We start from the raw sequence: 24300 nt of genomic DNA, 5'->3' as shown, positions 1-24300 counted from the left end.
TCAGAGCCCGAGATAGGCGCGGCGCAGTTCGTCGCTGCCGAGCAGTTCGTCCGGCGCGCCCGAGAAGCGAACGCTGCCGTTCTCCAGCACGTAGGCGCGGTCGGCGATCTCCAGCGACTGGCCGACGTTCTGCTCGACCAGCAGCACCGCGAGGCCGTCGTCGCGCAGGCGCCGGATCAAGGTGAACATCTCTTCGACCAGCAGCGGCGACAGGCCGAGCGAGGGCTCGTCGAGGATCAGCAGCACCGGCTCAGCCATCAGGCCGCGGCCGATGGCCAGCATCTGCTGCTCGCCTCCGCTCATGGTGCCGGCGTTCTGGCGGATGCGCTCGCGCAGCCGCGGGAAGATGCCGAACACCTTCTCCAGGTTGCTGGCCCGTCGTTCGCGGGCCCGCGTGAAGGAGCCCAGCTCGAGGTTCTCCAGCACGCTGAGGTTCGGGAACACCTTGCGGCCCTCGGGCACCTGGATCAGGCCGGCCTTGACGACCTCGCGGTAGTGGGCGCCGCTCAGGTCCTGGCCGTCGAAGCGCACGCTGCCGCTCCAGGCCGGGCACAGGCCGCAGACCATCTTGTTCAAGGTCGACTTGCCGGCGCCGTTGCTGCCGAGCAGCGCGACCATCTCGCCGGCGTTCACCTGGAGGTCGACGCCGCGCAGCACCTCGACCCGGCCGTAGCCGCCGCGGAGGCCCTTGATTTCCAGCAGCGCGGTCATGCGTTCACCCTCTTCGCCGCAGCCGCCTTGCGCAGCCGCGCCGCGGTGCCGTGGCCCAGGTAGGCCTCGACCACCTTGTCGTTCGACGTCACCTCGGCCGGACTGCCTTCGGCGATCAGCTGGCCCTGCGCCAGCACCCACACGTGCTCGGCCAGGTTCATCACGGCCTGCATCACGTGTTCGATCATCAGCACGGTCACGCCGCCGTCGGCGATGCCGCGCACCACCGGCATCATCTCGGCGATCTCCTGCGGATTCAGGCCGGCCAGCACTTCGTCGAGCAACAGCAGGCGCGGCTCGGTCGCCAGCGCACGCGCCAGTTCGAGCCGCTTGCGGCCGGCGACCGTGAGGTCGGAGGCCGGCTTGTCGAGCTGCGCTGCCAGGCCCACGCGCTGCGCCACTTCGTCCGCGCGCCGCAATGCCGCCCCACGGCTGCGCTCGTGCAGGTGGACGCCGACCGCGATGTTCTCGCGCACGGTCTGCGCCGCGAATGGCTTGACGATCTGGAAGGTCCGCGTCATGCCGAGCAGGGCGTTGCGGTGCGGCTCGCGGCCCGTGATGTCCTGGCCCGCGAAGCGCACCGTGCCGGTGTCCGGCTTGAGAAAGCCCGACATCAGCGCAAACAGCGTGGTCTTGCCGGCGCCGTTGGGGCCGATCAGCGCGCTCAGGCTGCCTTCAGCGACGGACAGGCTGACCCCCTGCACCGCCTTCAGGCCGCCGAAGGAACGGGAGATGCCATTCAGCACCAGCAGCGGTTCAGCCACGGGGACCTCCCTTCGCGGACGACCAGAGCTGCCGCACCGAGAGCCCCAGGCCGGCGATGCCGCGCGGCAGGAAGATCACGATCAGCACCAGCACCGTGCCGTAGATCACCATGTTGATGCCCGGCAGCTCGCCGAACAGGTTGCGCGTCAGGTCGGCCAGCAGATGCAGCACCACCGCACCCAGCACCGGCCCCCACAGGGTGCCGACGCCGCCGACGATGGCCCCGACGAGCGCCTCGACCGAAGTCGACGGGCCATAGGCGATGCCCGGGTCGATGTACTGGAACACCTGCACGTAGAAGGCGCCCGCGGCGCCCATGAAGGCGGCCGAGATGCCGATCGCGCCGAGCTTGACGCGGAACGGGTTCACGCCCACGGCGCGCGCCGCGTCCTCGTTGTCGCGCACCGCCTGCAGCCAGGCGCCGAAGCGGCCGTTGCGCAGCCACCAGGTGACCAGCAGCGCCGCGACCACGAAGGCCAGCACCACCCACAGGTAGCCGGCGCGGGTGGCGAACTGCAGGTTCGACGGCGCCTCGCGCAGGGGCAGCATCAGGCCGACGCCGCCGCCGGTGAAAGGCACCGAGAGCGCGACGATGCGGAACACCTCGGCGAAGGCCAGGGTGACCAGCGCGAAGTAGGAGCCCTTGAGCCCGTAGCGAAAGCTCAAGCCGCCGATGAACAGGCCGACCGCCGCGGCACCGATGACCGCCAGTCCGAGCGCGGCCCAGGCGTTGAGGCCGCCCTGCAGCTGCGCGATGGCCTGGATGTAGGCGCCGCTGCCGAAGAACAGCGCATGGCCGAAGGAGAACTGGCCGCCGAAGCCGCCGAGGATGTTCCAGGCCTGCGCGATCAAGGTGGCGTAGAGCGCCATCATCACGAAATTGAGCGTCGCGCCCGACGCTGTGACCAACGGCACGCAGGCCACCACCGCGGCGAACAGCGCGATGCCCGCGAGTTGACGAGGACCGCTCATGCCTTCGCTCCGAACATGCCCTGCGGGCGAAACAGCACGACCCCGATGAAGATCGCGAAGATGCCGATCTGCCCAAGCGATTCGCCCAGGTAGAGGCCGCCGAGCGATTCGACGATGCCGACCAGGAAGCCGCCGATCAGCGCGCCGACGAAGCTGCCCATGCCGCCCAGCACCACGATCGTGAAGGCCACCAGCACGAAGCCGCCGCCCACCTGCGGATTGACGTAGTAGGCCGGCAGCAGGAAGCAGGCGGCGGCGCCGAGGCAGGCCAAGCCGATGCCGAAACTCATCGCATAGACATGGTCGACATCGATGCCCATCAGCTTGGCGCCCTCCTTCTCCTTGGCGACCGCGCGGATCGCGCGGCCCAGGTCGGTGCGCCCCATGACCCAGAACAGCAGTGCCGACACCACCAGTGCCCCGGCGAAGGCCACCAGCTTGGGCACCGCGATCATCGCCGGCCCGATGGCGACCGTGCTGAGCGCGTAGGCGGTGTCGATGTTGCGGGTGTCCGACTTGAAGAACAGCAGCGCCAGGTTCTCCATCACGATCGCGATGCCGAGCGTGACCAACAGGATGTTCTCGTCCTTGCCATGGCCTGCGCGGTTGATGACCAGGCGCTGCAGCCCGTAGCCGAGCGCGAACATGCCGGGGATGACGATCGGCAGCGCCAGGTAGGGGTCGATGCCCCAGCGCTCCTTGAGGAAGTACACCGCATAGAGGGCCAGCATCAGCGAGGCGCCATGGGCGAAGTTGATGATGTGCAGCACGCCGTAGATCAGGGTGAGGCCGAGCGCGATCAGGGCATAGACCGCGCCGGTCGTCAGGCCGTTCAGGACGGACGAGAAGAGGATGCTGGGGTCGAACATGGGCGGTTTCGGTGGGGCTGCCCGCACCGCGGGGCGCGGCCGGGCAGCTGGCGGGCCTGGACCAGGCGCTCAGGCGTTCAAGGGGAACATGGGTTCGACCTCACGGAACTCGCGCGGGATGATGACCTTGATGTCGTTCTTCACGACCTGCGTCATCAGTGGCTGCGCGCCCTCGTTCTGGCCGTTGACGAACTTTGTCGGGCTGTACGGCATGATGTGGTTCGAGAAGGTGCTCTTCTCCAGCGCGTCGATGATGGCGGCGCGATCGCTCGACTTGGCGCGCTCCAGCGCGTCGGCCAGCAGCATCATCGCGGTGTAGGTCATGAAGACCTCGTAGCTGAAGAACTGGCCCTGGGCCTCGACCCGCTTGCGCAGTTCGGCCGAGCGCTTGTCCTTCGGGTTGAACCAGTGGTTGCAGTCGATGATGCCGTTGGCTGCGTCCGGAAACTCCTTGACGAACTTGTAGCTCGATGCCGCGCCGCCGAGCACCGAGAAGATCGCCTTCGGCTGCACCTTCTGCTGCTGCATGGTGCGCACCAGCAGCGCGTACTCGTTGTAGTAGTTGGCCGGGATCACGATGTCGGGGTTGATCGACTTCATGCGCAGCACGATGTTGTTGAAGTCGCGCGTCGGGTTGGCGTGCTTCACGACCTCCTTCACCTCGAAGCCGTAGCCCGGCAGCTCGCGCGACAGCAGCGCCGCCGTGCCGGAGCCGAACAGCGAGTCCTCGTGGATGATCATCACCGTCTTGGCCGGATTGCCCGCGGCCTTGTTGAGCACCAGCAGGTTGGCCATCGCGACCTCGGTCGACTTCTTGTAGCCGGGGCCGAAGCGGAAGGTGTTCTTGAGGCCGCGCTCGACAATCTGGTCGGCCACCCCGACATCGACCACGTGCGGCAGGTTGTACTTGGCCGCGGCCTGCGTGGTGGCCAGGCAGATCGCCGACGCGAAGGCGCCGACGATGGCCGACACGCCGGCCTCGTTCATCTTCTCGACCTCGGCGGCGCCGGCCTGGGGCTGCGATTGGGCGTCGCCGAGCAAGGCCTCGATCTTGGCGCCGCCCAGCGACTTGATGCCGCCGGCCTTGTTGATGTCCTCGATCGCCATCAGCGCACCGAGCCGGCACTGCTGGCCCGAATAGGCGAGTGCGCCGGTCACGGGATGCAGCACCCCGACCTTGATCGGCTTGGGCTGGGCGCCGGCCACCAGCGGGAAGGCGATGGCGGAGGCCACGGCGGCGGACTGCGACATGAAGCGGCGGCGGTCCGGGCGATCGAAGCGATGGGGCATGGTGCTTTCCTTTATCTTCAGTTGAACTGGGCTGACACGTCTTTGCTGACCCACACCTTGGCGTCGATGCTGCCGACGCGCGACAGTTGCATCTCGTAGGTGTAGCGATCGGGCCGGTAGAAGCCGTGCAGCCACTGCACCGGGCGCTCGGCTTCGTCGTAGATGAGGCGGCGCACGGCCAGCAGGGCCGAGCCGACCGAGACTTCGAGGTGCTCCGCAAGCACGTTGTCGGCCAGCCGCGCCGTGATGGTCTGGTGCGCGCGGCCGACCTTGACGCCGGACTCTTCGAGCAGCACCAGGATCGGTTTCTTGGCCAGTTCGCGGCGGCCGAACTTGCGCGCGATGTCGTTCGGCACGTAGGTCGTGATGTGCGACAGCGGCCCCTCGCGCGTCGAACGCACGCGCACCGCCTTCTGCACCGCGTCGCCGAGCTGGAGCTGCAGGGCGTCGGCGACCTGGGTCGAGGCCGAGATGGTCGCCACGTCGATCACCTTGACCGAGGTGTGCAGGCCCATCGTGACCAGGTTCTCGAGCAGGCCGCGCAGGTTGGCGCGCGCCATGCCGTCGGCCGCACGTGGCTCGCCGCTCAGTGCCGGCGGCACCGGGCGCGTGCGCCGGCCTGGGTTGCGCGAGATCAGGCCCTCGGACGACAACTGGCCAAGGGCCCGCCGCACCGTGACGCGGGCGACGCCGAACTGCTCCATCAGAGCCAGTTCACCGGGCAGGCCGTCGGCGAAGCGCCCTTCTTCGAGTTGCTCGCGCAGCACCAGATAGATCTGGTGGTACTTCGGCAAAGGCATCTGCGACATGCCCGCGATGGTTGGGCACTTCCATTGTTCTGTCAATGGGACATTTGATGCGGGATGGAAACGGGGTCCTCGGTACGCCCCCCAGTCCTCAGAGCTCGCCAGCAACGTCTCGCGTCGACTCGCGCACCACCAGTTCCGGCCGCAGCACCACTGTGAAGGCCGACGGCGCCCGGCCCTCGATGCCGTCGAACAGCATCTCGGCGGCGCGCCAGCCGAGCTCGCGGTGCGGCAGCCGGATGGTGGTGAGCGGCGGGTTGACCATGTCGACCAGCGGCATGTCGTTGTGGCCCGTGATCGAGATGTCCTGCGGCACGCGGATGCCGCGCTCGCGCAGCACATCGTAGGCGCCGAGGGCGACCAGGTCGTTGCAGCACACCACGGCCTGCGGCCGTTCGTAGACATCGAGCAGCCGCTGCATGGCGGCGCGGCCGGCCTCGCGGCTGTAGCCCTCGCATTCCTCGACGCTGGCCAGTTCGAGTCCGCGGTCGCGCAGTGCCTGCTCGACGCCCTGGCGCCGGCCGACGCCGGTCGGCACGTTCTGCGGGCCGGCCAGGTGGGCGATGCGGCGATGGCCCAGCGACACCAGGTGATCGACCGCCAGCTTCATTGCCAGCCGGTCGTCGCTCACCACCGCGGGCAGGCGCCCGGTCTCGTCGGCCCGGTTGACCAGCACCGCCTGCAGGCCGGCCTTGCCGATGTAGTCGACCAGCGGGTCGTCGCGGGTGGCGATCGCCAGCACCAGTCCGTCGACCCGCTGCGCCAGCATCCGCTCGACGATCGGGCGCGCCAGGGCATGGTCGACCACGTTCGTCACGAAGACGAAGTAGCCGCGCGCCGCCGCGCTGGCCTCGATGCCCTGCAGGATCGGCGGGAACACCGGGTTGGTGATGTCGGGCACCAGCACCCCGATGGTGTGGGTGCGGCCGGTCCGCAGCGCCGACGCCGCGCGGTTGGGCCGGTAGCCGAGCTTGCGCGCGGCCTCCTCGACCACCTTCAGCACCTCGGCGCTGATCAGGCTGCGCTTGTCCGGATTGAGCGCGCGCGAGACCGTCGAGACATGCACGCCGGCGGCCAGCGCGACATCGCGGATGGTGACGGTGGACGAGGGTTGGGGGTTCATGGATGCAAACGATTGAATGCCCGAATCGGGACAACCCGGCGATTTTCCACGATGAGGGAATGGATATGCGGATTTTACTTTTCCGAGAAATGGAGGAATAATTTGCAAACGTTTGCATAAAGGCCAGACACCCCATGAACATCGTGACCACCCCCGAATCCGTGCTGCAGATCACCCTCCAGGCGATGGAGCGCACGCCCGACCCGCGCCTGCGCAGCGTGATGGCCGCCCTGACCCGCCACCTGCACGCCTTCGTGCGCGAGGTCGAGCTGACCGAGGACGAGTTCGAGCGCGCGCTCGAATTCCTGGTCGCGATCGGCCAGGCCAGCGGCGAGACCAAGAACGAGGTCGTGCTGGCGGCCGACCTGCTGGGCGTGTCCACCCTGGTGGCCTTGCAGAACAACCAGGACCCGCAGGGCGAGTCGCCGGCCGCGCTGCTGGGTCCGTTCTGGCGCGCCAACGCGCCGTTCTGCGATGGCGGCGAGAGCATCGCGCGCTCGGAGACGCCCGGCGTTCCGCTCGAGGTCGCCGGCACCGTGCGCGACACCGCCGGCCGTCCGGTGGCGGACGCCACCCTCGATGTCTGGCAGGCCTCGCCGGTCGGCCTCTACGAGAACCAGGACCCGGCGCAGCAGGACATGAACCTGCGCGGCCGCTTCAGGACCGATGCCGAGGGCCGCTTCCATTTCCGCAGCGTCCGGCCGGCCGGCTATCCGGTGCCGACCGACGGCCCCTGCGGCGACCTGCTGCGGGCCCAGCTGCGGCATCCCAACCGGCCGGCGCACCTGCATTTCATGGTCAGCAAGCCGGGCCACAAGGTGCTCGTCACGCAGGTCTTCGCGGACGACGACGAGAACCTCGAGAGCGACCCGGTGTTCGGCGTGACGCGCCGGCTGATCGGCCGCTTCGAACCCCAGCAGGGCGGCGGCCACGCGACCTTGCAGTACGACTTCGTGCTGGAGCCCGGCGAGATGAAGTTCCCGCGCCCGCCGATTCCATGAACACCTCGATCGATCGCCTTCAACCTTTCCCTTGGACACCCCATGAGTTTTGATCCCACCTCCCGACTCGACGGCAAGGTCGCCGTCATCACCGGCGGCCTCGGCGCCATCGGCCATGCGAGCGCACGCCGGCTCGCCGCGCTCGGCGCCAGCTGCGTGCTGGTGCACCGCAAGGGCGAGGACGCCGACGCCCGCGCCGCCGCCTTGCCGCATGCCGACGGGCAGCGCCATTCGGCGCTGCGCGCGGACATCGTCGACACGCCCAGCCTGCAGCGCGCCGCCGCCGCCGTCCAGGCGAGCTACGGACGCTGCGACATCCTGGTCAACAGTGCCGGCCACACGCAGCCTGTGCCCGCGGCCGACCTCGATGCCTTGACCGACGAACTGATCGACGAGCTGCTGCGCGCCAACTTCCGCGGCGTGTTCGCCACCATCCGCGCCTTCGCGCCGATGCTCAAGGCCAGCGGCGACGGGCTGGTGGTCAACGTCTCGTCGATCGCCGGCTTCACCGGCGTCGGCAGCAACCTGGCCTATGTCGCGGCCAAGGCCGGGCTCGACGTCGTCGGCGATGCACTGGCCAAGGCCCTGGCGCCCGCCGTGCGCGTGGTCTCGGTGTCGCCGGGCGCGGTCGAGTCGGGGTTCGTGCCGGGCCGTGGCGCCGAGTTCGCGGACAAGATGGCCGCCACCACCCCGCTGGGCCGCATCGGCCGGCCGGAGGACGTGGCCGCCACCATCGAAGCGCTGGCGACCACCTTGCGCTTCGTGACCGGCACCCGCATCGTGGTCGATGGAGGGCGGCACCTGTGAAGACGCTGATCACCTGCGCAGTCACCGGCAACCTCGTGAAGCCCGAGCAGACGCCGCACCTGCCGATCACGCCGGCGCAGATCGCCGACGAATGCCTGGCCGCGGCCGAGGCCGGCGCCGGCCAGGTCCACATCCACGTGCGCGACCCCGAGACCGGCAAGCCGTCGATGCAGGTCGACCTCTACCGCGACGTGGTCGACCGCATCCGGCGCCAGAACCGCGAGCTCATCATCAACCTGACCACCGGCCCCGGCGGCCGCTTCATTCCGAGCGAGGACGACCCGAAGGTCGCCGCGCCGGGCAGCACGCTGCTGCCGCCCGAGAAGCGGGTCGAGCACATCGCGCTGATCAAGCCCGACGTCTGCTCGCTGGACCTCAACACGATGAACTCCGGGCCCGACGTCGTCATGAACACGCCGAAGAACGTGCGCCGCATGGCCCGCGTGATCCGCGAGGCGGGCGTCAAGCCCGAGCTCGAGATCTTCGACTCGGGCGACATCAACCTGGCGCTCGACCTGATCGCCGACGGCACGCTCGAAGGCCCCGCCATGTGGACCTTCGTCCTCGGCGTGAAGTACGGCTTCGCGCCGACACCCGAGACGCTGCTCTATGCCCGCAACATGCTGCCGCGCGGCGCCTTCTGGAGCGCCTTCGGCATCGGCCGCATGGAGTTCCCGATCGTCGCGCAAGCCTGGCTCATGGGCGGCCACGTGCGGGTCGGCATGGAAGACAACATCTACCTCGAGCGCGGCGTGCTGGCCGAAAGCAACGCGCAGCTGGTGGCCAAGGCCAGGGACATCATCGTGAGCCTGGGCGGCGAGGTGGCTTCGGCGCGCGAGGCGCGCGCCACGCTGGGACTGGAAGGAGGCAGCGCATGAACGCCGTCACTGTCGACGACAGCGCCCGCGCCTTGCGGCTGGCCGAGAAGGCCGCGGACATCGCCGGACTGCGGCTCCAGGCCGCCGCCCAGCCCGAACCGGCGGCCACGCCCGGCTTCGCGGTGGTGCGGGTCGGCGCCGCGGCGGTCAATCCGAGCGACGTCAAGGCGGCACTCGGCCTGATGCCGCAGGCCGTCTGGCCGCGCACCCCGGGGCGCGACTTCGCGGGCGTGGTGGTCGACGGCCCCAACGACTGGATCGGCCGCGAGGTCTATGGCTCCGGCGGCGACATCGGCATCACGCGCGACGGCTCGCACGCGCGCTTCCTGGTGCTGCCGGTGGCCGCCCTGCGCGACCGGCCGCTCAGCATCTCGATGGACGAATCGGGCGCGGTCGGCGTGCCCTTCGTCACGGCCTACGAAGGCTTCCGGCGCAGCGGCATGCCGCGGGACGGGCAGACGGTGCTGGTGCTGGGCGCCAACGGCAAGGTCGGCCAGGCGGCGGTGCAGCTGGCGGCCCAGGCCGGGGCGCGGGTGATCGCGGTGCAACGGCGCCCGGGGCCCTTCGAAGGCTTCGCCTGCGCAGCGGTCGAGACGATCGATGCCACGCAGGGCGACATCGCGGCGCGGGTGCGGGAGCTCACCGGCGGCCGCGGCGTCGACATCGCCTACAACACCGTGGGCAGCGCCTACTTCGACGCCGCCAACAAGTCGATGGCCAAGGGCGCGACGCAGATCCTGATCTCGACCCAGGACCGCGCGGTGCCCTTCGACATCTTCGCCTTCTACCGCGGCATGCACACCTACGTCGGCATCGACTCGCTGGCGATGGACTGCGTGGCCGCCACCGGCCAGCTCGACGCGATGCGCGAGGGCTTCGAGCGCGGCACGCTGAAGCCCTTTCCGGTGGCCCGCGCCTTCACGCTCGACCAGGCCGCGGATGCCTACCGGCTGGTGCTGTCGGGCAGCACCGACCGCGTCGTGCTGCGGCCCTGAGGAGACGCCGCCATGCACCTGACCCGATTCGAGCAGGCGCCGGCCTACGAGGCGCCCAATCATTACGACATGCGCTGCCTGCGGCTGCAGGGCAAGGAGGCCGGGCCCTCGACCCAGATGTGGATGGGCATGAGCCAGATCCTGCCGGGCGGCCACACCACGCTCGACGGCTCGCAGATCGAAAAGCTCTACCTGGTGCTCGAAGGGCGCCTGACCGTGGTCTCCGAACTCGACGGCCACCAGGAAGAGCATGAACTCGGCCCCTACGACAGCTGCCGCTTCGCGCCGGGCGAGAAGCGGCAGTTGCTGAACCGCAGCCAACGGCCAGTGCTGGTGGCGCTGGTCATGGCCAATGCCGCACCCGGCTGAGCCTTCTTTCGCCTTTCGTCGTTCCTCGACACACACATCATTCCAACGGAGACAACCCCATGACGACATCCTTCCTCGGCCGGCGCCAGCTGCTGGCGGCCGCCATCGCCCTGTGCGCCTTCCCGGCCGCCCAGGCCCAGGGCGACTGGCCGCGCGGCCAGACGATCCGGATGGTGGTGCCCTTCACCGCCGGCAGCGGTACCGACATCGTGGCCCGGCTGGTGGCCGAGCGGCTCGGGCCGGCGCTCGGGACCAGCGTCATCATCGACAACAAGCCGGGCGCGGGCGGCACGTTGGGCGCTGCCCAGGTCGCCAAGGCGGCGCCCGACGGCTACACGCTGCTGGTGCATTCGGCGGGGCATCTGGTGAACCCGTCGATCTATCCGGGACTCAGCTACGACACGCTGAAGGACTTCGCCGGCGTCACGCCGCTGGCCAGCCTGCCCAACGTGCTGGTCGCCCCGCCCGGGCGCTTCGCCGACGTGAAGGACCTGGTCGCGCAGGCCAAGGCCAAGCCCGGGGGCTTCAACTACGCCTCGGCGGGCAACGGCTCGGCGACCCACATGAATGCCGAGGTGTTCCGGCTCGCGGCCGGCCTCCAGGCCCAGCACGTGCCGTTCCGCGGCACGCCCGAAGCCATGACCGAGGTGATGGGCGGGCGGGTCGACTGGTTCTTCGCGCCGATGGTCTCGGCGCTGCCGCTGATCAAGGACGGGCGGCTGAAGGCGCTAGCGGTCGGAACCGGCAAGCGCTCGTCCGTGATGCCGCAGGTGCCCACCACCGTCGAAGCCGGCGTGCCGGGTTCGGAGTACCTGTTCTGGGTCGGCCTGTTCGCGCCGGCGAAGACGCCGCGGCCGGTGGTCGACCGGCTGCAGGCCGAGGTGGCGAAGATCATGGCGGCGCCCGACCTCAAGGAGCGGCTCGACAAGCTCGGCGCCGAACCCTTCACGATGCCGTCGGCCGACTTCGACCGCTTCCTGGCCGACGAGACCGCCAAGGCCCAGCAGGTGGTCAAGGCGGCCGGGATCAAGGTGGACTGAGCCACCTCCCGTTGATCCTCAGAGCTTGAACGGCACCACTTCCTGGCGCTGTTCACCGAGCCCCTCGATGCCGAGGGTCATCACGTCGCCCTTCTTCAGGAACACCGGCTGCGGCTTCTTGCCCATGCCGACGCCCGGCGGCGTGCCGGTGGTGATGATGTCGCCGGGCTCCAGCGTGTTGAGCTGGCTCACGTAGCTCACCAGCCTGGCGACGTTGAAGATCATCGTCTTGGTGTTGCCGGTCTGCATGCGCTCGCCGTTGAGGTCGAGCCACATCGCGAGCTTCTGCGGGTTGGCGATCTCGTCGCGCGTGACCAGCCAGGGACCGATCGGGCCGAAGGTGTCGAAGCCCTTGCCCTTGTCCCAGGTCAGGCCGCGCTCGAGCTGCCATTCGCGCTCGCTGACGTCGTTGACGACGCAGAAGCCGGCCACGTAGTCGAGCGCGTTCTTCTGCGAGACGTAGCGCGCGCGGGTGCCGATCACCACGCCGAGCTCGACCTCCCAGTCGCCCTTGACCGACCCCTTGGGCAGCATGACCGGATCGTTCGGCCCCTGGATGCAGCTGTTGGCCTTGGTGAACACCACCGGCTCCTTGGGGATCGGCATGCCCGACTCGGCCGCGTGGTCGGCGTAGTTGAGGCCGATCGCGATGAACTTGCCGACCTTGGCCACCGGGCAGCCGTAGCGCGGCTTGCCCTTGACCAGCGGCAGCTTGTCGACCTTGAGCTTGCGCAGCTTGGCCAGCGCGGCGTCGCCGAGCTGGTCGGGGCCGATGTCGCCGACCACCGCGCTCAGGTCGCGCAGCTTGCCCTCGGCATCGATGAGGCCAGGCTTCTCCTTGCCCGGGTTGCCATAGCGAACGAGTTTCATGAAGGTCCTTTGTTGTGGGATCAGTAGGTGGAGCGACCGCCCGAAAGATCGAAGGTCGCGCCGGTGGAAAAAGAGCAATCCTCGGTGCAGAGCCAGGCCACCATCGCGGCCACCTCCTCCACCGTGCCGAATCGCCCCATCGGGATCTTCGACAGCATGAAGGCGATGTGGTCGGGCGTCATCTGGTCGAAGATCGCGGTCTTGACCGCCGCCGGGGTGACGCAGTTGACGCGGATGCCAGTATCGGCGAGTTCCTTGCCGAGCGACTTGGTGAGCGCGATCACGCCGGCCTTGCTCGCACTGTAGGCACTGGCGTTGGGGTTGCCGTCCTTGCCGGCGACCGAGGCGATGTTGACGATCCGGCCGTAGCCCTGCGAGCGCATCTGGCCGACCACCTCCCGGCAGCAGATGAAGAGGCCGGTCAGGTTGACCTCCATGACCTGGCGCCAGGCATCGACCGGGTAGTCCCACAGCCGCGTGTTGGGCCCGGTGATGCCGGCGCTGTTGACCAGCGCATCGATGCGCCCGGCCTGCGCCAGCGTGGCCGCCACGGCCTTGGCCACCGAAGGCTGCTGGGTCACGTCGACCGCCAGCGCATAGGCCTTGGCGCCGAGCGCCCAGGCGGCCTTGGTCGCGGCCTCGCCGTCGCGGTCCCACACGGTGACGCTGCCGCCCGAGGCCAGCAGCCGCTTGGCGATGCCGAAGCCCAGGCCGGTGGCGCCGCCGGTGACGACCGCATGGCGGCCGTTGAAGTCGAGCTGGTTCATATCATGATGCCGCCGTCGACCGTGAAGGCCTGGCCGGTCGCGAAGACGGATTCGTCGCTGGCCAGGAACACCACCACCGGCGCGATCTCCTCGGCCCGCGCGAGCCGGCCCATCGGCTGGCGCGCGATGAAGGCCTTGCGTGCCTCCTCGGGGTCGGCGTTGGCGTTGATGCGGTCGCCGAGCGAGGGCGTGTCGACCGTGCCGGGGCACACCGCGTTGCAGCGGATGCCCTTGGTCACGTAGTCGGCGGCGACGCTCTTGGTGAGGCCGAGCACCGCCGCCTTGGTGGTGCCGTAGACGAAGCGGTTCGGCAGGCCCTTCATGCTGGAGCAGACGCTCGCCATGTTGATGATGCTGCCGCGCCCGGCCGCGAGCATCCCCGGCAGCACCGCCTGGATGGTCCAGAATTGGGCCCGCACGTTGAGGTTGAAGGCGAACTCGAGGTCGGCGTCGGCGGCGTCGAGCACGCTGCCGTTGTGGACCACGCCGGCGCAGTTGAAGAGCACGTCGAGCGCCGGCAAGGTCTGCACGAGTGCGCCGATGGCGGCCTTGTCGAGCACGTCGAGCTTCGCGGTCCTGACGTTGGCGACGCCGTCGAAGCGCGCCAACAGCTTTTCGTTGACGTCGGTGGCCCACACCGTCGCGCCCTCGGCCGCGAGTGCGAGCACGCTCGCATGGCCGATACCCTGTCCGGCCGCGGTGACGAGCGCGGTCTTGCCCTGAAGTCTCATGGGATGTCCTCTCGAAGCTGATGGCGATGGTGATGCCGCGAAGGCCGCGCTGCATTCAGGGTTTCGCCCGATGGCCCGGCTCCGGTGCGGCTCGTATTCTGAATTGGCCTTACCACTTGTCCAATTCAGGACAACCCTTAACCCCTCCCCCTTCCCTGCACGTGCCGCTGCAAACCGTCGAGCCTCAACGCCTCTATCGGCAGATCGCCGACCAGCTGCGCGCGCTGATCGCCCAGGGCGAGTTCGCGGTCGGCGCGCGGCTGCCTGCCGAGCGCGATCTCGCCAGGCAGCTCGGCGTCAGCCGGCCTTCGGTGCGCGAGGCCCTGATCGCGCTCGAAGTCGAGGGCTGGGTCGAGGTCCGCACCGGCTCGGGCGTCTACGTGCTCGACCGTTCGCACCGGACGGCGGCGCCGGTGGCGGCGGCCGAATGGGGCCCGCTCGAACTGATCCGGGCCCGCCGCGTGGTCGAGGGCGAGACCGCGGCCCTGGCGGCCGCGCTGGGCCGCCGGCGCGACGTCGACACCCTGACCCGGGCCATCGAGAGCATGCGCGAGATGGCCGATCGCAACATGATGCCGCTCGAGGGCGACCGGGCCTTCCACCTGGCGATTGTCGAAGCCTGCGGCAACGTGGTGCTGTCCGAGACGGTGCAGGGCTATTGGGATTCGCGCAACGGCCCGATCTTCACGCGGCTCGGCGGCTACTTCGAGACCGTCAAGTCGTGGCGCAGCGCGATCGCCGAGCACGAGGCCATCCGCGACGCGATCGCCGCGCGCGACCCCGACGCCGCCCGTGCCGCCATGCACGCGCACATGGACAAGTCCCACCAGAGATTCAGCGCGAGTTGGCGCCGCGCGAAGGCCTCCTGATCCCAGCCAAGTCAGTCCGCTTTTCTTCCCAACCACAACGGAGACAAATCGATGACCAGCAAACGCTTCGCCCTCAAGACCTTCGCGGCCTGCGCCCTGGCGGCTGGCGCGCTCGGCGCCTTCGGCCTCGCGCAGGCCCAGACCAAGCTCAAGTGGGCTCATGTCTACGAGACTTCGGAGCCCTTCCACAAATACTCGCTGTGGGCCGCCGACGAGATCAAGAAGCGCACCAACGGCAAGTACGAGATCCAGGTCTTCCCGGCCTCCAGCCTGGGCAAGGAGTCGGACATCAACCAGGGCCTGACCCTGGGCACGGTCGACATCATCCTGACCGGCGCGAGCTTCGCGGGCAACACCTACAAGCCGCTCGCCGTGACCTACTTCCCGTTCATCTTCCGCGATTCCGAGCACCTGCTGAAGTACGCCCAGAGCGATGTCTTCAAGGAGCTCGCCAAGGGCTACGACGACAAGAGCGGCAACCACATCACGGCGCTCAACTACTACGGCGCGCGCCACGTCACCTCGGCCGCCGCCAAGCCGGTGGCCAAGCCCGAGGACATGAAGGGCCTGAAGATCCGCGTGCCCGACGCGCCGGCCTACCTGGCCTTCCCGAAATCGCTCGGCGCCAACGCGACGCCGATCGCCTTCGCCGAGGTCTACCTGGCGCTGCAGAACGGCACGGTCGACGCCCAGGAGAACCCGCTGCCGACCATCGAGGCCAAGAAGTTCTTCGAGGTCCAGAAGAACATCTCGCTGACCGGCCACATCATCGACTCGCTGCTCACCGTGGTCTCGGGCCAGACCTGGGAGAAGCTGTCGCCGGACGAGAAGAAGATCTTCACCGAGGTGATGCAGGAAGCGGCCGAGAAGACCGGCCGCGAGATCATCGCTTCGGAGATCCGGCTCACCGATGAGTTCAAGAAGAAGGGCAACAACGTGATCGTGGTCGACAAGGCCGCGTTCCGCGAGGCCGTGCTCAAGAACACCAAGCCGACCGACCAGGGCTACCGCCAGCAGGACTACGACCGCATCCTGGCGATCAAGTAAGGCGCCGCCATGACCGAGCAGAAGATCATCGACGACGAGGGCCACTTCCATGCGGAAGACGAAGTGGTCGACCTTTCGGACACCATCGCCGAGGGATGGATCGCGCTGGCGCTGTTCTGGCTGCTCGGCCTCACGGTTTTCTACCAGTTCGTCACGCGCTACGTGCTGAACGATTCCGCGGCCTGGACCGAGGAGGTGGCGCGCTACATGCTGATCGGCGTGGTCTTCATCGGTGCGGCGATCGGGGTCTCGAAGAACAACCAGATCCAGGTCGACTTCTTCTACCGCCACATGCCCAAGGCGATGGGCGTGTGGATGTCCAAGGCGGTCGACCTGGTGCGCATCGCCTTCTTCGCCGGTGCGGTGGTCATGACCGTGCAGATGATGTTCAAGATCGGCAGCCGCACGCGCATGACCATCGTCGACCTGCCGATGAACATCGTCTACGGCCTCTGCCTGTTCGGCTTCGCCGCGATGGCCTGGCGCTCGCTGCAGGTGGCGCGCATCCACTGGCGGCGCGGCTACAGCGTGCTCGAACGACCCGAATCCACGTTATCAGACCACTGAGACCGACTGTCCAACATGCTCAAGATCTTCTTCCTGGTCTTCATGGCCGGCGGCATCCCGGTGGCCATCGCGATGGCGGGCGCCTCGCTGGCCTACATCCTGATGTCGGGCGGCCTGCCGCCCTTCGTCGTGATCCACCGGATGGTGAGCGGCATCGACAGCTTCCCGCTGCTGGCCGTTCCCTTCTTCATCCTGGCCGGCAACCTCATGAACAACGCCGGCATCACGACCCGCATCTACAACTTCGCGCTGGCGCTGGTCGGCTGGCTCAAGGGCGGGCTGGGCCACGTCAACGTGCTCGGCTCGGTGATCTTCGCCGGCATGAGCGGCACCGCGATCGCCGACGCCGCCGGCCTCGGCACGATCGAGATCAAGGCCATGCAGGAGCATGGCTACGACACCGAGTTCGCGGTCGGCGTCACGGCCGCCTCGGCCACGCTCGGGCCGATCATCCCGCCCAGCCTGCCCTTCGTGATCTACGGGATGATGGCCAACGTCTCGGTGGGCGCGCTATTCCTCGCGGGCATCCTGCCGGGCGCCATGATGGCGATCCTGATGATGCTCACGGTGGCCTACTTCGCCCACAAGAACAAGTGGGGCGGCGACGTCAAGTTCTCGCGCACGCGGCTGTTCAAGGCCTTGAGCGAGCTCGCGGTCGTGATCGGCTGGCCGCTGCTGATGTGGCTGTTGATCAGCCAGCTGGGCACGCCGCCGCAACTGACGGTCTTCGGCGGCCTGGCGGCGCTGTTCGTGCTCGACCGGATCTTCCGCTTCGAGGCCCTGCTGCCGATCATGACCCCGGTGCTGCTGATCGGCGGCATGACCACCGGCCTCTTCACGCCCACCGAGGGCGCGATCGCCGCCTGCGTTTGGGCCATGATCCTCGGCTTCGCCTGGTACCGCACGCTGTCCTGGAAGATGTTCGTCAAGGTCTGCCTCGACACCATCGAGACCACCTCGACCGTGCTTTTCATCGTCGCCGCGGCGTCGATCTTCGGCTGGATGCTGACCGCGACCGGCGTCACGACCGAGATCGCGAGCTGGGTGCTGGGCTTCACCGACCAGGCCTGGGTCTTCCTGCTGCTGGCCAACCTGCTGATGCTGTTCGTCGGCTGCTTCCTGGAGCCCACCGCGGCCATCACGATCCTGGTGCCGATCCTGCTGCCGATCGCGACCCACCTGGGCATCGATCCGATCCACTTCGGCCTGGTGATGGTGCTGAACCTCATGATCGGGCTGCTGCATCCGCCGATGGGGATGGTGCTGTTCGTGCTCGCGCGGGTCGCCGGACTGAGCTTCGAGCGCACCACCATGGCGATCCTGCCGTGGCTGGTGCCGCTGCTGGTGAGCCTGGCGATCATCACCTACATGCCGTCCCTGGTACTGTGGCTGCCGAAAATGTTCTTCTGAGACCTTGCGCGACAGACCAACAAACCGCGCAGCGGTTTTTGCTCTGTCCCCAACTGACCAGATCCAGTGCCGTACAAGACAAAGGACCCCCACGATGAACCCCTTCATTCGACTCCATCCCGCCGACGATGTCGTGATCGCGCGCGGCCAGCTGGTCGGCGGCACGCCGGTCGAGGGCGTGACGGCACGCGGCCTGATCCCGCCCGGCCACAAGATCGCGGTGCGCGCCATCGCGCAAGGCGACCCAGTGCGCCGCTACAACCAGATCATCGGCTTCGCGAGCAAGTCGATCGCACCCGGCGAGCACGTGCATACGCACAACCTCGACATGGGCCCAGACAAGGGCCACTTCGAGCGTGACTACGCCTTCGGGGCCGACGTGAAGGCACCGCCGCCGAAGCGCGAGGCCACCTTCATGGGCATCAAGCGGGCCGACGGCCGCGTCGCCACACGCAACTACATCGGCGTGCTGACCAGCGTCAACTGCTCGGCCACGGCGGCACGCGCCATCGCCGACCACTTCTCGCGCAAGACCAATCCGGCGGCGCTGGCCGACTACCCGAACGTCGACGGCGTGGTCGCGCTCACCCACGGCACCGGCTGCGGCATGGACACCGGCGGCATGGGCATGCAGCTGCTCGAGCGCACGCTCACGGGCTACGCGACGCACCCCAACTTCGCCGCCGTGCTGGTGGTCGGGCTGGGCTGCGAGGCCAACCAGATCAATGCCTGGCTGGCCACCGGCCACCTGAGCGAAGGCGAGAACTTCCGCGTCTTCAACATCCAAGACACCGGCGGCACGCGCAAGACGGTCGAGAAGGGCGTGGCGCTGATCAACGAGATGCTGCCGCGCGCCAATGCCGTGCGGCGCGAGCCGTTGAGCGCGGCCCACATCACGATCGGGCTGCAGTGCGGCGGCTCCGACGGCTACTCGGGCATCAGCGCGAACCCGGCGCTGGGCGCCGCGGTCGACCTGCTGGTGGCGCACGGCGGCACGGCTATCCTGTCCGAGACGCCGGAGGTCTACGGCGCCGAGCACCTGCTGACCCGCCGCGCCGTGCGGCGCGAGGTCGGCGAAAAGCTGGTCGAGCGGATCCGCTGGTGGGAGCACTACACCGCCATCAACGAGGGCGAGATGAACAACAACCCCTCGCCCGGCAACAAGGCCGGCGGGCTCACGACGATCCTCGAGAAGTCGCTCGGCGCGGTGGCCAAGGGCGGCACCAGCAACCTCGAGGCGGTCTACGAATACGCCGAACCCGTGACCGCGCACGGCTTCGTCTACATGGACACGCCGGGCTACGATCCGGTCAGCGCCACCGGCCAGGTGGCGGGCGGCGCCAACATCATCTGCTTCACCACCGGCCGCGGCTCGGCCTATGGCTGCGCGCCTTCACCGTCGCTCAAGCTGGCGACCAATTCCGCGCTCTGGCAGCGCCAGGAAGAAGACATGGACATCAACTGCGGCGAGATCGTCGAAGGCACGGTGTCGATCCAGGAGATGGGCCAGCGCATCTTCGAGATGGTGCTGGCGACCGCCTCGGGCGAACCCTCGAAGAGCGAGCGCCATGGCTACGGGCAGAACGAGTTCGTGCCCTGGCAGGTCGGCGCGGTGATGTAGCCATGTCGCATTTCACTCAGCCCCCCTTCGGCACGCTGGACGGCTGCGGCATCGAGAAATTCGACGCCCGTTTCAACCGCCTGGTGCCCGGACCCGAGAAGGTCGAGCGGCTCTGGACCGGCGCCCGCTGGTGCGAGGGGCCGGCCTGGTTCGGCGCCCACCGCACACTGGTGTGGTCCGACATCCCGAACAACCGCATGATGCGCTTCGACGAGCGCAACGGCGGCGTGGCCGTGTTCCGCGAACCGTCCAACAATGCCAACGGCAACACGGTCGACCGCCAGGGCCGGCTGGTCAGCTGCGAGCACCTGACGCGGCGCGTGACGCGCACCGAGCATGATGGCAGCCTCACGGTGCTGGCCTCGCACTGGCAAGGCAAGCGCCTCAACTCGCCGAACGACGTCGTGGTGCACTCCGATGGCGGCATCTGGTTCACCGACCCGAGCTACGGCATCCTGAGCGACTATGAAGGTTTGAGCGCCGACAGCGAGATCGGCACCTGCAACGTCTACCGCATCGACCCGGCCAGCGGCGCGGTCGACCTCGTCGCCGACGACTTCGTCAAGCCCAACGGACTGGCCTTCTCGCCCGACGAATCGATGCTCTACATCGCCGACACCGGCGCCAGCCATGCGGACGACGGGCCGCGCCACATCCGCCGCTTCGCGGTCTCGAGCGACGGCCGGCGGCTGGGTGCCGGCAGCCTGTTCGCGGAATGCACGCAGGGGCTGTTCGACGGCTTCCGGCTCGACACCGAGGGCCGCATCTGGACCAGCGCCGCCGATGGCGTGCATGCCTTGCACCCCGACGGCAGCCTGATCGGCAAGATCCTGCTGCCCGAGCGCGTGGCCAATGTCTGCTTCGGCGGCCCCAAGCGCAACCGCCTCTTCATCTGCGCCACGAGTTCGCTCTACGCCATCACCCTCAACGCCAAGGGAGTTTGAATCACATGTCCCAAACACTGGAGCCGGGCCGCCTGAGAAATGAGGTCGCCCGCATCCTGGCCGCCGCCGGCAGCACGCCGGCCGAGGCCGAGCAGGTCGCCGCCAACCTGGTGCTGGCCAATCTGAGCGGCCACGATTCGCACGGCGTCGGCATGCTGCCGCGCTATGTCGACGCCATCGCCGAGGGCGGCCTGGTGCCCAATGCCGCGGTCCGGATCCTCCTCGACACCGGCGCCCTGCTCTCGCTCGACGGCCAGCACGGCTTCGGCCAGATCGTCGGCGTGCAGGCGATGGAGCTCGGCATTGCGCGGGCCAAGCAGCATGGCAGCTGCATCCTCTCGCTGGCCAGCGCGCACCACCTGGGGCGCATCGGCCATTTCGCCGAGATGGCGGTGGCCCAGGGGCTGGTGGCGATGCACTTCGTCAACGTGCTGTCGCGGCCGGTGGTCGCGCCCTGGGGCGGCGGCGACGGCCGCTTCGGCACCAACCCCTGCTGCATCGGCGTGCCGCTGGCGGGGGCCGAGCCCTTCATCCTCGACTTCGCGACCAGCCGGGTGGCGCAGGGCAAGATGCGCGTGGCCTACAACAAGGGCGAGCGCGTGCCGCCGGGCCACCTGATCGACGAGCATGGCGCACCGACCGACGACCCGGGCGTGGTGGTGGTGCCGCAGAGCAACGGCCTGTTCGGCGCCCTGATGACCTTCGGCGAGCACAAGGGCTATGGCATGGCGGTGGCCTGCGAGCTGCTCGGCGGCGCACTGACCGGCAGCGGCACCTGGCACCGTCCGGCGGACACCGCGCGCACAGTGCTCAACGGCATGCTGGTGGTGCTGATCGACCCGGCCAAACTCGGCACGCAGGCGAGCTTCGAGCAGGAGGCGACGGCCTTCGTCGACTGGCTGCGCCAGAGCCCGCCGGGCGCCGGCTTCGAGGCCGTGCAGATCGCCGGCGAGCCCGAGCGCAAGGCGCGGGCGGCGCGCGAGCGCGAAGGCATCTGGCTCGATGACGCGACCTGGCGCGAGATCGTGGAGGCGGGACGCAAGGTCGGTGTCACGGTCGGTGCCACCCGCGGTTAGGGCCCACCAACTGTTTCAATGTCGTCTTCGCCCGGCCTTGGGCTTGCGCTATGGTTTCCCCAACTGTTCGCAAAGTACAAGGAGCCGACATGAACACCACCAGACAACGCTTCATGCGCGTCAGCGCCATCGCCCTGCTGCTCGGCAGCGCCGGCTTCGCCCAGGCCCAGTCGCTGGACATGCTCAAGGGCCTGGCCGGCGGCGGTGGCGGCATGGCCTCGGGCAGCCTCGGCAACGCCGCCGGCGTGATCGAGTACTGCCTCAAGAACAACTACCTGAGCGCCGACAGCGCCACCACGGCCGTGAAGGACCAGCTGATGGGCAAGATCCCGGGCGGCAAGCCCGCCTCCGATCCCGGCTACGTGGACGGCGCGCAGGGCATCCTGACCGGCACCGACGGCAAGAAGATGGACCTGACCGGCGGCGGCCTGAAGCAGGAAGTCACGCGCAAGGCTTGTGACTTCGTGCTCAAACAGGCTAAACAAATGCTCTAGATATCGAAGCGATCGAGGTTCATGACCTTGGTCCAGGCCGCCACGAAGTCGTCGACGAACTTCTTCTTCGCGTCCGAGCTGGCGTAGATCTCGGCGATGGCGCGCAGCTGCGCGTTCGAGCCGAAGACCAGGTCGACGCGGGACCCGGTCCACTTCAGCTCGCCCGTCTTGCGGTCGCGGCCCTGGAACGCGGCGCCGGCCGAGTCCGCGTTCCACTCCGTACCCATGTCGAGCAGGTTGACGAAGAAGTCGTTGCTCAAGGTGCCCGGCTTGTCGGTGAAGACGCCATCGCGGGACTGGCCAGCATTGCCGCCCAGCACGCGCAGGCCGCCGACCAGCACCGTCATCTCGGGCGCCGTCAAGGTCAGCAGTTGCGCCTTGTCGACCAGCAGCACCTCTGCCGGCACGGCCAATCCGGCCTTCACGTAGTTGCGGAAGCCGTCGGCGACCGGCTCCAGCGGCGCGAACGACGCCGCGTCGGTCTGCGCCTGCAGCGCATCGGTCCGCCCCGGCGTGAAGGGAACCCGGACCTCGTGGCCGCCGTCGCGCGCCGCCTTCTCCACGGCCGCGCCGCCGGCCAGGACGATCAGGTCGGCCAGCGAGATCTTCTTGCCGCCCGCCTGCGCCCCGTTGAACTCGGTGCGGATGCCCTCCAGCACCTGCAGGACCTTGGTCAGCTGCTCCGGCTGATTGACGTCCCAGTCCTTTTGCGGCGCCAGGCGAATCCGGGCGCCATTGGCGCCGCCGCGCTTGTCGGAGCCGCGGAAGGTGGAGGCCGACGCCCAGGCGGTCGAGACCAGCTGCGCCGGGGTGAGCCCTGAAGCCAGCACCTTCTTGGCCAGCGCCGCGACGTCCTTCTCGTCGACCAGCGGATGGTTGACCGGGGGAACCGGGTCCTGCCAGATCAGCTCTTCGGCCGGCACCTCCGGCCCCAGGTAGCGGGCGCGCGGCCCCATGTCGCGATGGGTGAGCTTGAACCAGGCGCGGGCGAAGGCATCGGCGAACTGGTCGGGGTGCTCCATGAAGCGGCGCGAGATCTTCTCGTAGGCCGGGTCGAAGCGCAGCGACAGGTCGGTGGTCAGCATGGTGGGGACCAGCTTCTTCGACGGGTCGTGGGCATGCGGAATAGTCGCGCCGGCGCCCTTGGCCACCCACTGCTGCGCGCCCGCCGGGCTCTTGCTCAGCTCGTATTCGTAGCCGAACAGGTTCCAGAAGAAGTTGTTGCTCCACTTGGTCGGCGTGGTGGTCCAGGTGACTTCCAGGCCGCTGGTGATCGTGTCGCCGCCGCGGCCGGTGCCGAAGCTGTTCGCCCAGCCGAGGCCCTGGGCCTCGAGGCCGGCGGCCTCGGGCTCGGCCCCGACGTTGGAAGCAGGGCCGGCGCCATGCGTCTTGCCGAAGGTGTGGCCGCCGGCGATCAGCGCCACGGTTTCCTCGTCGTCCATCGCCATGCGTCCGAAAGTGTCTCGGATGTCGTAGGCGGCCGCGATCGGATCGGGGTTGCCGTCCGGACCTTCGGGATTGACGTAGATGAGGCCCATCTGCACCGCGCCGAGCGGGTTCTCGAGCTTGCGCGAGTGCGGCACCTGGCTGTCGTCGTCCTTCACGAGCACGCCGTGCGCCTCGTCGACGCCGGGCGAACCCTGGGCGTAGCGGATGTCGCCGCCGAGCCACTTGGTTTCGCGACCCCAGTACACGTCCTGGTCAGGCTCCCACACGTCGGCGCGCCCGCCGCCGAAGCCGAAGGTCTTGAAACCCATGGTTTCGAGCGCGACGTTGCCGGCGAGGATCATCAGGTCGGCCCAGGAGATCTTCTTGCCGTACTTCTGCTTGACCGGCCAGAGCAGCCGGCGCGCCTTGTCGAGGCTGACGTTGTCCGGCCAGCTGTTCAGCGGCGCGAAGCGCTGCTGGCCGCGGCCGGCGCCGCCCCGCCCGTCGCCGATGCGATAGGTGCCGGCGCTGTGCCAGGCCATGCGGATGAACAGGGGCCCGTAGTGCCCGAAATCCGCCGGCCACCAGTCCTGCGAATCGGTCATCAGGTCGGCGAGGTCCTTCTTCAGCGCCGCCAGATCGAGGGTCTTGAACTCGGCGGCGTAGTCGAAGCCCTCACCCATCGGGTCGGACTTGGACGAATGCTGGTGGAGCAGGTCGAGCCGCAACTGCTGGGGCCACCAGTCACGGTTCGTCGTGCCGCCCGCGGCGGGGCTGAACGGGCACTTGGCTTCGGTCTTTTCGCTGCTCATGGGGTTCTCCTACGTTCTACGATGAGGGTCGGAGGTGC

Annotated in this window: 25 protein-coding genes; 14 read left to right on the top strand and 11 right to left on the bottom strand. The window is 68.6% G+C overall.

Annotated features, from left to right (window positions below; all coding sequences use genetic code 11):
- From QZH52_RS31260 to QZH52_RS31230, 7 genes are all read right to left on the bottom strand, one after another.
- The gene (locus QZH52_RS31260) at positions 1-711 is read right to left on the bottom strand and encodes an ABC transporter ATP-binding protein (RefSeq protein WP_301814953.1); all 711 of its coding nucleotides are present in this window, start codon (positions 709-711) and stop codon (positions 1-3) included.
- On the bottom strand, positions 708-1475 hold the full coding sequence (locus QZH52_RS31255) for an ABC transporter ATP-binding protein (RefSeq protein WP_301814952.1): 768 nt from the start codon (positions 1473-1475) through the stop codon (positions 708-710). The genes QZH52_RS31260 and QZH52_RS31255 overlap by 4 nt, the downstream gene beginning before the upstream one ends.
- Positions 1468-2448: a branched-chain amino acid ABC transporter permease gene (locus QZH52_RS31250; RefSeq protein WP_301814951.1), complete on the bottom strand. Its 981-nt coding sequence runs from the start codon at positions 2446-2448 to the stop codon at positions 1468-1470. The genes QZH52_RS31255 and QZH52_RS31250 overlap by 8 nt, the downstream gene beginning before the upstream one ends.
- On the bottom strand, positions 2445-3317 hold the full coding sequence (locus tag QZH52_RS31245) for a branched-chain amino acid ABC transporter permease (protein WP_286506771.1): 873 nt from the start codon (positions 3315-3317) through the stop codon (positions 2445-2447). Before QZH52_RS31245 ends, QZH52_RS31250 begins: the two co-directional genes overlap by 4 nt.
- Positions 3318-3386: 69 nt before the next feature.
- Positions 3387-4607, bottom strand: coding sequence for an ABC transporter substrate-binding protein (locus QZH52_RS31240; protein WP_301814949.1), 1221 nt, complete (start codon positions 4605-4607; stop codon positions 3387-3389).
- Positions 4608-4624: 17 nt separating this feature from the next.
- Positions 4625-5407, bottom strand: coding sequence for a GntR family transcriptional regulator (locus tag QZH52_RS31235; protein ID WP_301815001.1), 783 nt, complete (start codon positions 5405-5407; stop codon positions 4625-4627).
- A 97-nt stretch (positions 5408-5504) separates the two neighbouring features.
- Entirely contained in the window at positions 5505-6536 is a 1032-nt protein-coding gene (locus QZH52_RS31230; RefSeq protein ID WP_301814948.1) for a LacI family DNA-binding transcriptional regulator, read from the bottom strand.
- Between the two features lie 134 nt (positions 6537-6670).
- Between QZH52_RS31230 and QZH52_RS31225 the strand changes: the two genes are divergently transcribed.
- From QZH52_RS31225 to QZH52_RS31200, 6 genes are read left to right on the top strand one after another with little or no spacing between them, the layout of a single operon-like run.
- Positions 6671-7537, top strand: coding sequence for a dioxygenase family protein (locus tag QZH52_RS31225; protein ID WP_301814947.1), 867 nt, complete (start codon positions 6671-6673; stop codon positions 7535-7537).
- Positions 7538-7579: 42 nt separating this feature from the next.
- Positions 7580-8344 (top strand): SDR family NAD(P)-dependent oxidoreductase, encoded by a 765-nt coding sequence (locus tag QZH52_RS31220; RefSeq protein ID WP_301814945.1) that lies wholly within the window; start codon positions 7580-7582, stop codon positions 8342-8344.
- A complete protein-coding gene (locus QZH52_RS31215; RefSeq protein WP_301814942.1) occupies positions 8341-9222 on the top strand; it encodes a beta-keto acid cleavage family enzyme in 882 nt (293 codons plus the stop codon). Before QZH52_RS31220 ends, QZH52_RS31215 begins: the two co-directional genes overlap by 4 nt.
- Positions 9219-10217 (top strand): quinone oxidoreductase family protein, encoded by a 999-nt coding sequence (locus QZH52_RS31210; RefSeq protein WP_301814940.1) that lies wholly within the window; start codon positions 9219-9221, stop codon positions 10215-10217. The genes QZH52_RS31215 and QZH52_RS31210 overlap by 4 nt, the downstream gene beginning before the upstream one ends.
- A gap of 12 nt (positions 10218-10229) precedes the next feature.
- Positions 10230-10586, top strand: a complete 357-nt coding sequence (locus QZH52_RS31205) for a cupin domain-containing protein (protein ID WP_301814939.1) — start codon at positions 10230-10232, stop codon at positions 10584-10586.
- A 59-nt stretch (positions 10587-10645) separates the two neighbouring features.
- A complete protein-coding gene (locus QZH52_RS31200; protein ID WP_301814938.1) occupies positions 10646-11626 on the top strand; it encodes a tripartite tricarboxylate transporter substrate binding protein in 981 nt (326 codons plus the stop codon).
- 18 nt (positions 11627-11644) lie between these two features.
- On the opposite strand, the gene QZH52_RS31195 is transcribed toward QZH52_RS31200, so the two are convergent.
- From QZH52_RS31195 to QZH52_RS31185, 3 genes are read right to left on the bottom strand one after another with little or no spacing between them, the layout of a single operon-like run.
- Complete coding sequence (locus QZH52_RS31195) at positions 11645-12496, bottom strand: fumarylacetoacetate hydrolase family protein (protein WP_286534096.1); 852 nt, start codon at positions 12494-12496, stop codon at positions 11645-11647.
- Between the two features lie 20 nt (positions 12497-12516).
- Positions 12517-13263 (bottom strand): SDR family NAD(P)-dependent oxidoreductase, encoded by a 747-nt coding sequence (locus QZH52_RS31190; protein ID WP_286522184.1) that lies wholly within the window; start codon positions 13261-13263, stop codon positions 12517-12519.
- Positions 13260-13994 carry an SDR family oxidoreductase gene (locus tag QZH52_RS31185; protein ID WP_286534098.1) on the bottom strand — a complete coding sequence of 245 codons (735 nt, stop codon included), beginning with the start codon at positions 13992-13994 and terminating at the stop codon, positions 13260-13262. The genes QZH52_RS31190 and QZH52_RS31185 overlap by 4 nt, the downstream gene beginning before the upstream one ends.
- A gap of 161 nt (positions 13995-14155) precedes the next feature.
- Between QZH52_RS31185 and QZH52_RS31180 the strand changes: the two genes are divergently transcribed.
- The 8 genes from QZH52_RS31180 to QZH52_RS31145 all read left to right on the top strand — a co-directional run bounded on the left by QZH52_RS31180 (position 14156) and on the right by QZH52_RS31145 (position 22022).
- Positions 14156-14863 (top strand): FadR/GntR family transcriptional regulator, encoded by a 708-nt coding sequence (locus QZH52_RS31180; RefSeq protein ID WP_286522182.1) that lies wholly within the window; start codon positions 14156-14158, stop codon positions 14861-14863.
- Between the two features lie 51 nt (positions 14864-14914).
- Positions 14915-15910 (top strand): sialic acid TRAP transporter substrate-binding protein SiaP, encoded by a 996-nt coding sequence (locus QZH52_RS31175; RefSeq protein WP_301814934.1) that lies wholly within the window; start codon positions 14915-14917, stop codon positions 15908-15910.
- Between the two features lie 9 nt (positions 15911-15919).
- The gene (locus QZH52_RS31170; protein ID WP_301814933.1) at positions 15920-16477 is read left to right on the top strand and encodes a TRAP transporter small permease; all 558 of its coding nucleotides are present in this window, start codon (positions 15920-15922) and stop codon (positions 16475-16477) included.
- A gap of 15 nt (positions 16478-16492) precedes the next feature.
- Complete coding sequence (locus QZH52_RS31165) at positions 16493-17887, top strand: TRAP transporter large permease (RefSeq protein ID WP_301814931.1); 1395 nt, start codon at positions 16493-16495, stop codon at positions 17885-17887.
- Between the two features lie 94 nt (positions 17888-17981).
- Positions 17982-19508, top strand: a complete 1527-nt coding sequence (locus tag QZH52_RS31160; RefSeq protein ID WP_301814930.1) for a UxaA family hydrolase — start codon at positions 17982-17984, stop codon at positions 19506-19508.
- Between the two features lie 2 nt (positions 19509-19510).
- On the top strand, positions 19511-20452 hold the full coding sequence (locus QZH52_RS31155; RefSeq protein WP_301814929.1) for an SMP-30/gluconolactonase/LRE family protein: 942 nt from the start codon (positions 19511-19513) through the stop codon (positions 20450-20452).
- A 5-nt stretch (positions 20453-20457) separates the two neighbouring features.
- Positions 20458-21528, top strand: coding sequence for a malate/lactate/ureidoglycolate dehydrogenase (locus QZH52_RS31150; RefSeq protein WP_301814928.1), 1071 nt, complete (start codon positions 20458-20460; stop codon positions 21526-21528).
- 89 nt (positions 21529-21617) lie between these two features.
- Positions 21618-22022 carry a DUF2501 domain-containing protein gene (locus QZH52_RS31145; RefSeq protein ID WP_301814926.1) on the top strand — a complete coding sequence of 135 codons (405 nt, stop codon included), beginning with the start codon at positions 21618-21620 and terminating at the stop codon, positions 22020-22022.
- Here the strand turns inward: QZH52_RS31145 and katG are convergent.
- Positions 22019-24262: a catalase/peroxidase HPI gene (katG, locus tag QZH52_RS31140; protein WP_301814925.1), complete on the bottom strand. Its 2244-nt coding sequence runs from the start codon at positions 24260-24262 to the stop codon at positions 22019-22021. The genes QZH52_RS31145 and katG overlap by 4 nt on opposite strands.
- Between the last annotated feature and the right edge of the window lie 38 nt (positions 24263-24300).

The organism is Variovorax ginsengisoli (assembly GCF_030486595.1).
Lineage (GTDB): Bacteria > Pseudomonadota > Gammaproteobacteria > Burkholderiales > Burkholderiaceae_C > Variovorax > Variovorax ginsengisoli_B.
The sequence above is the reverse complement of the archived record's forward strand: the minus strand, read 5'-3'. Positions and strand labels throughout refer to the sequence as shown.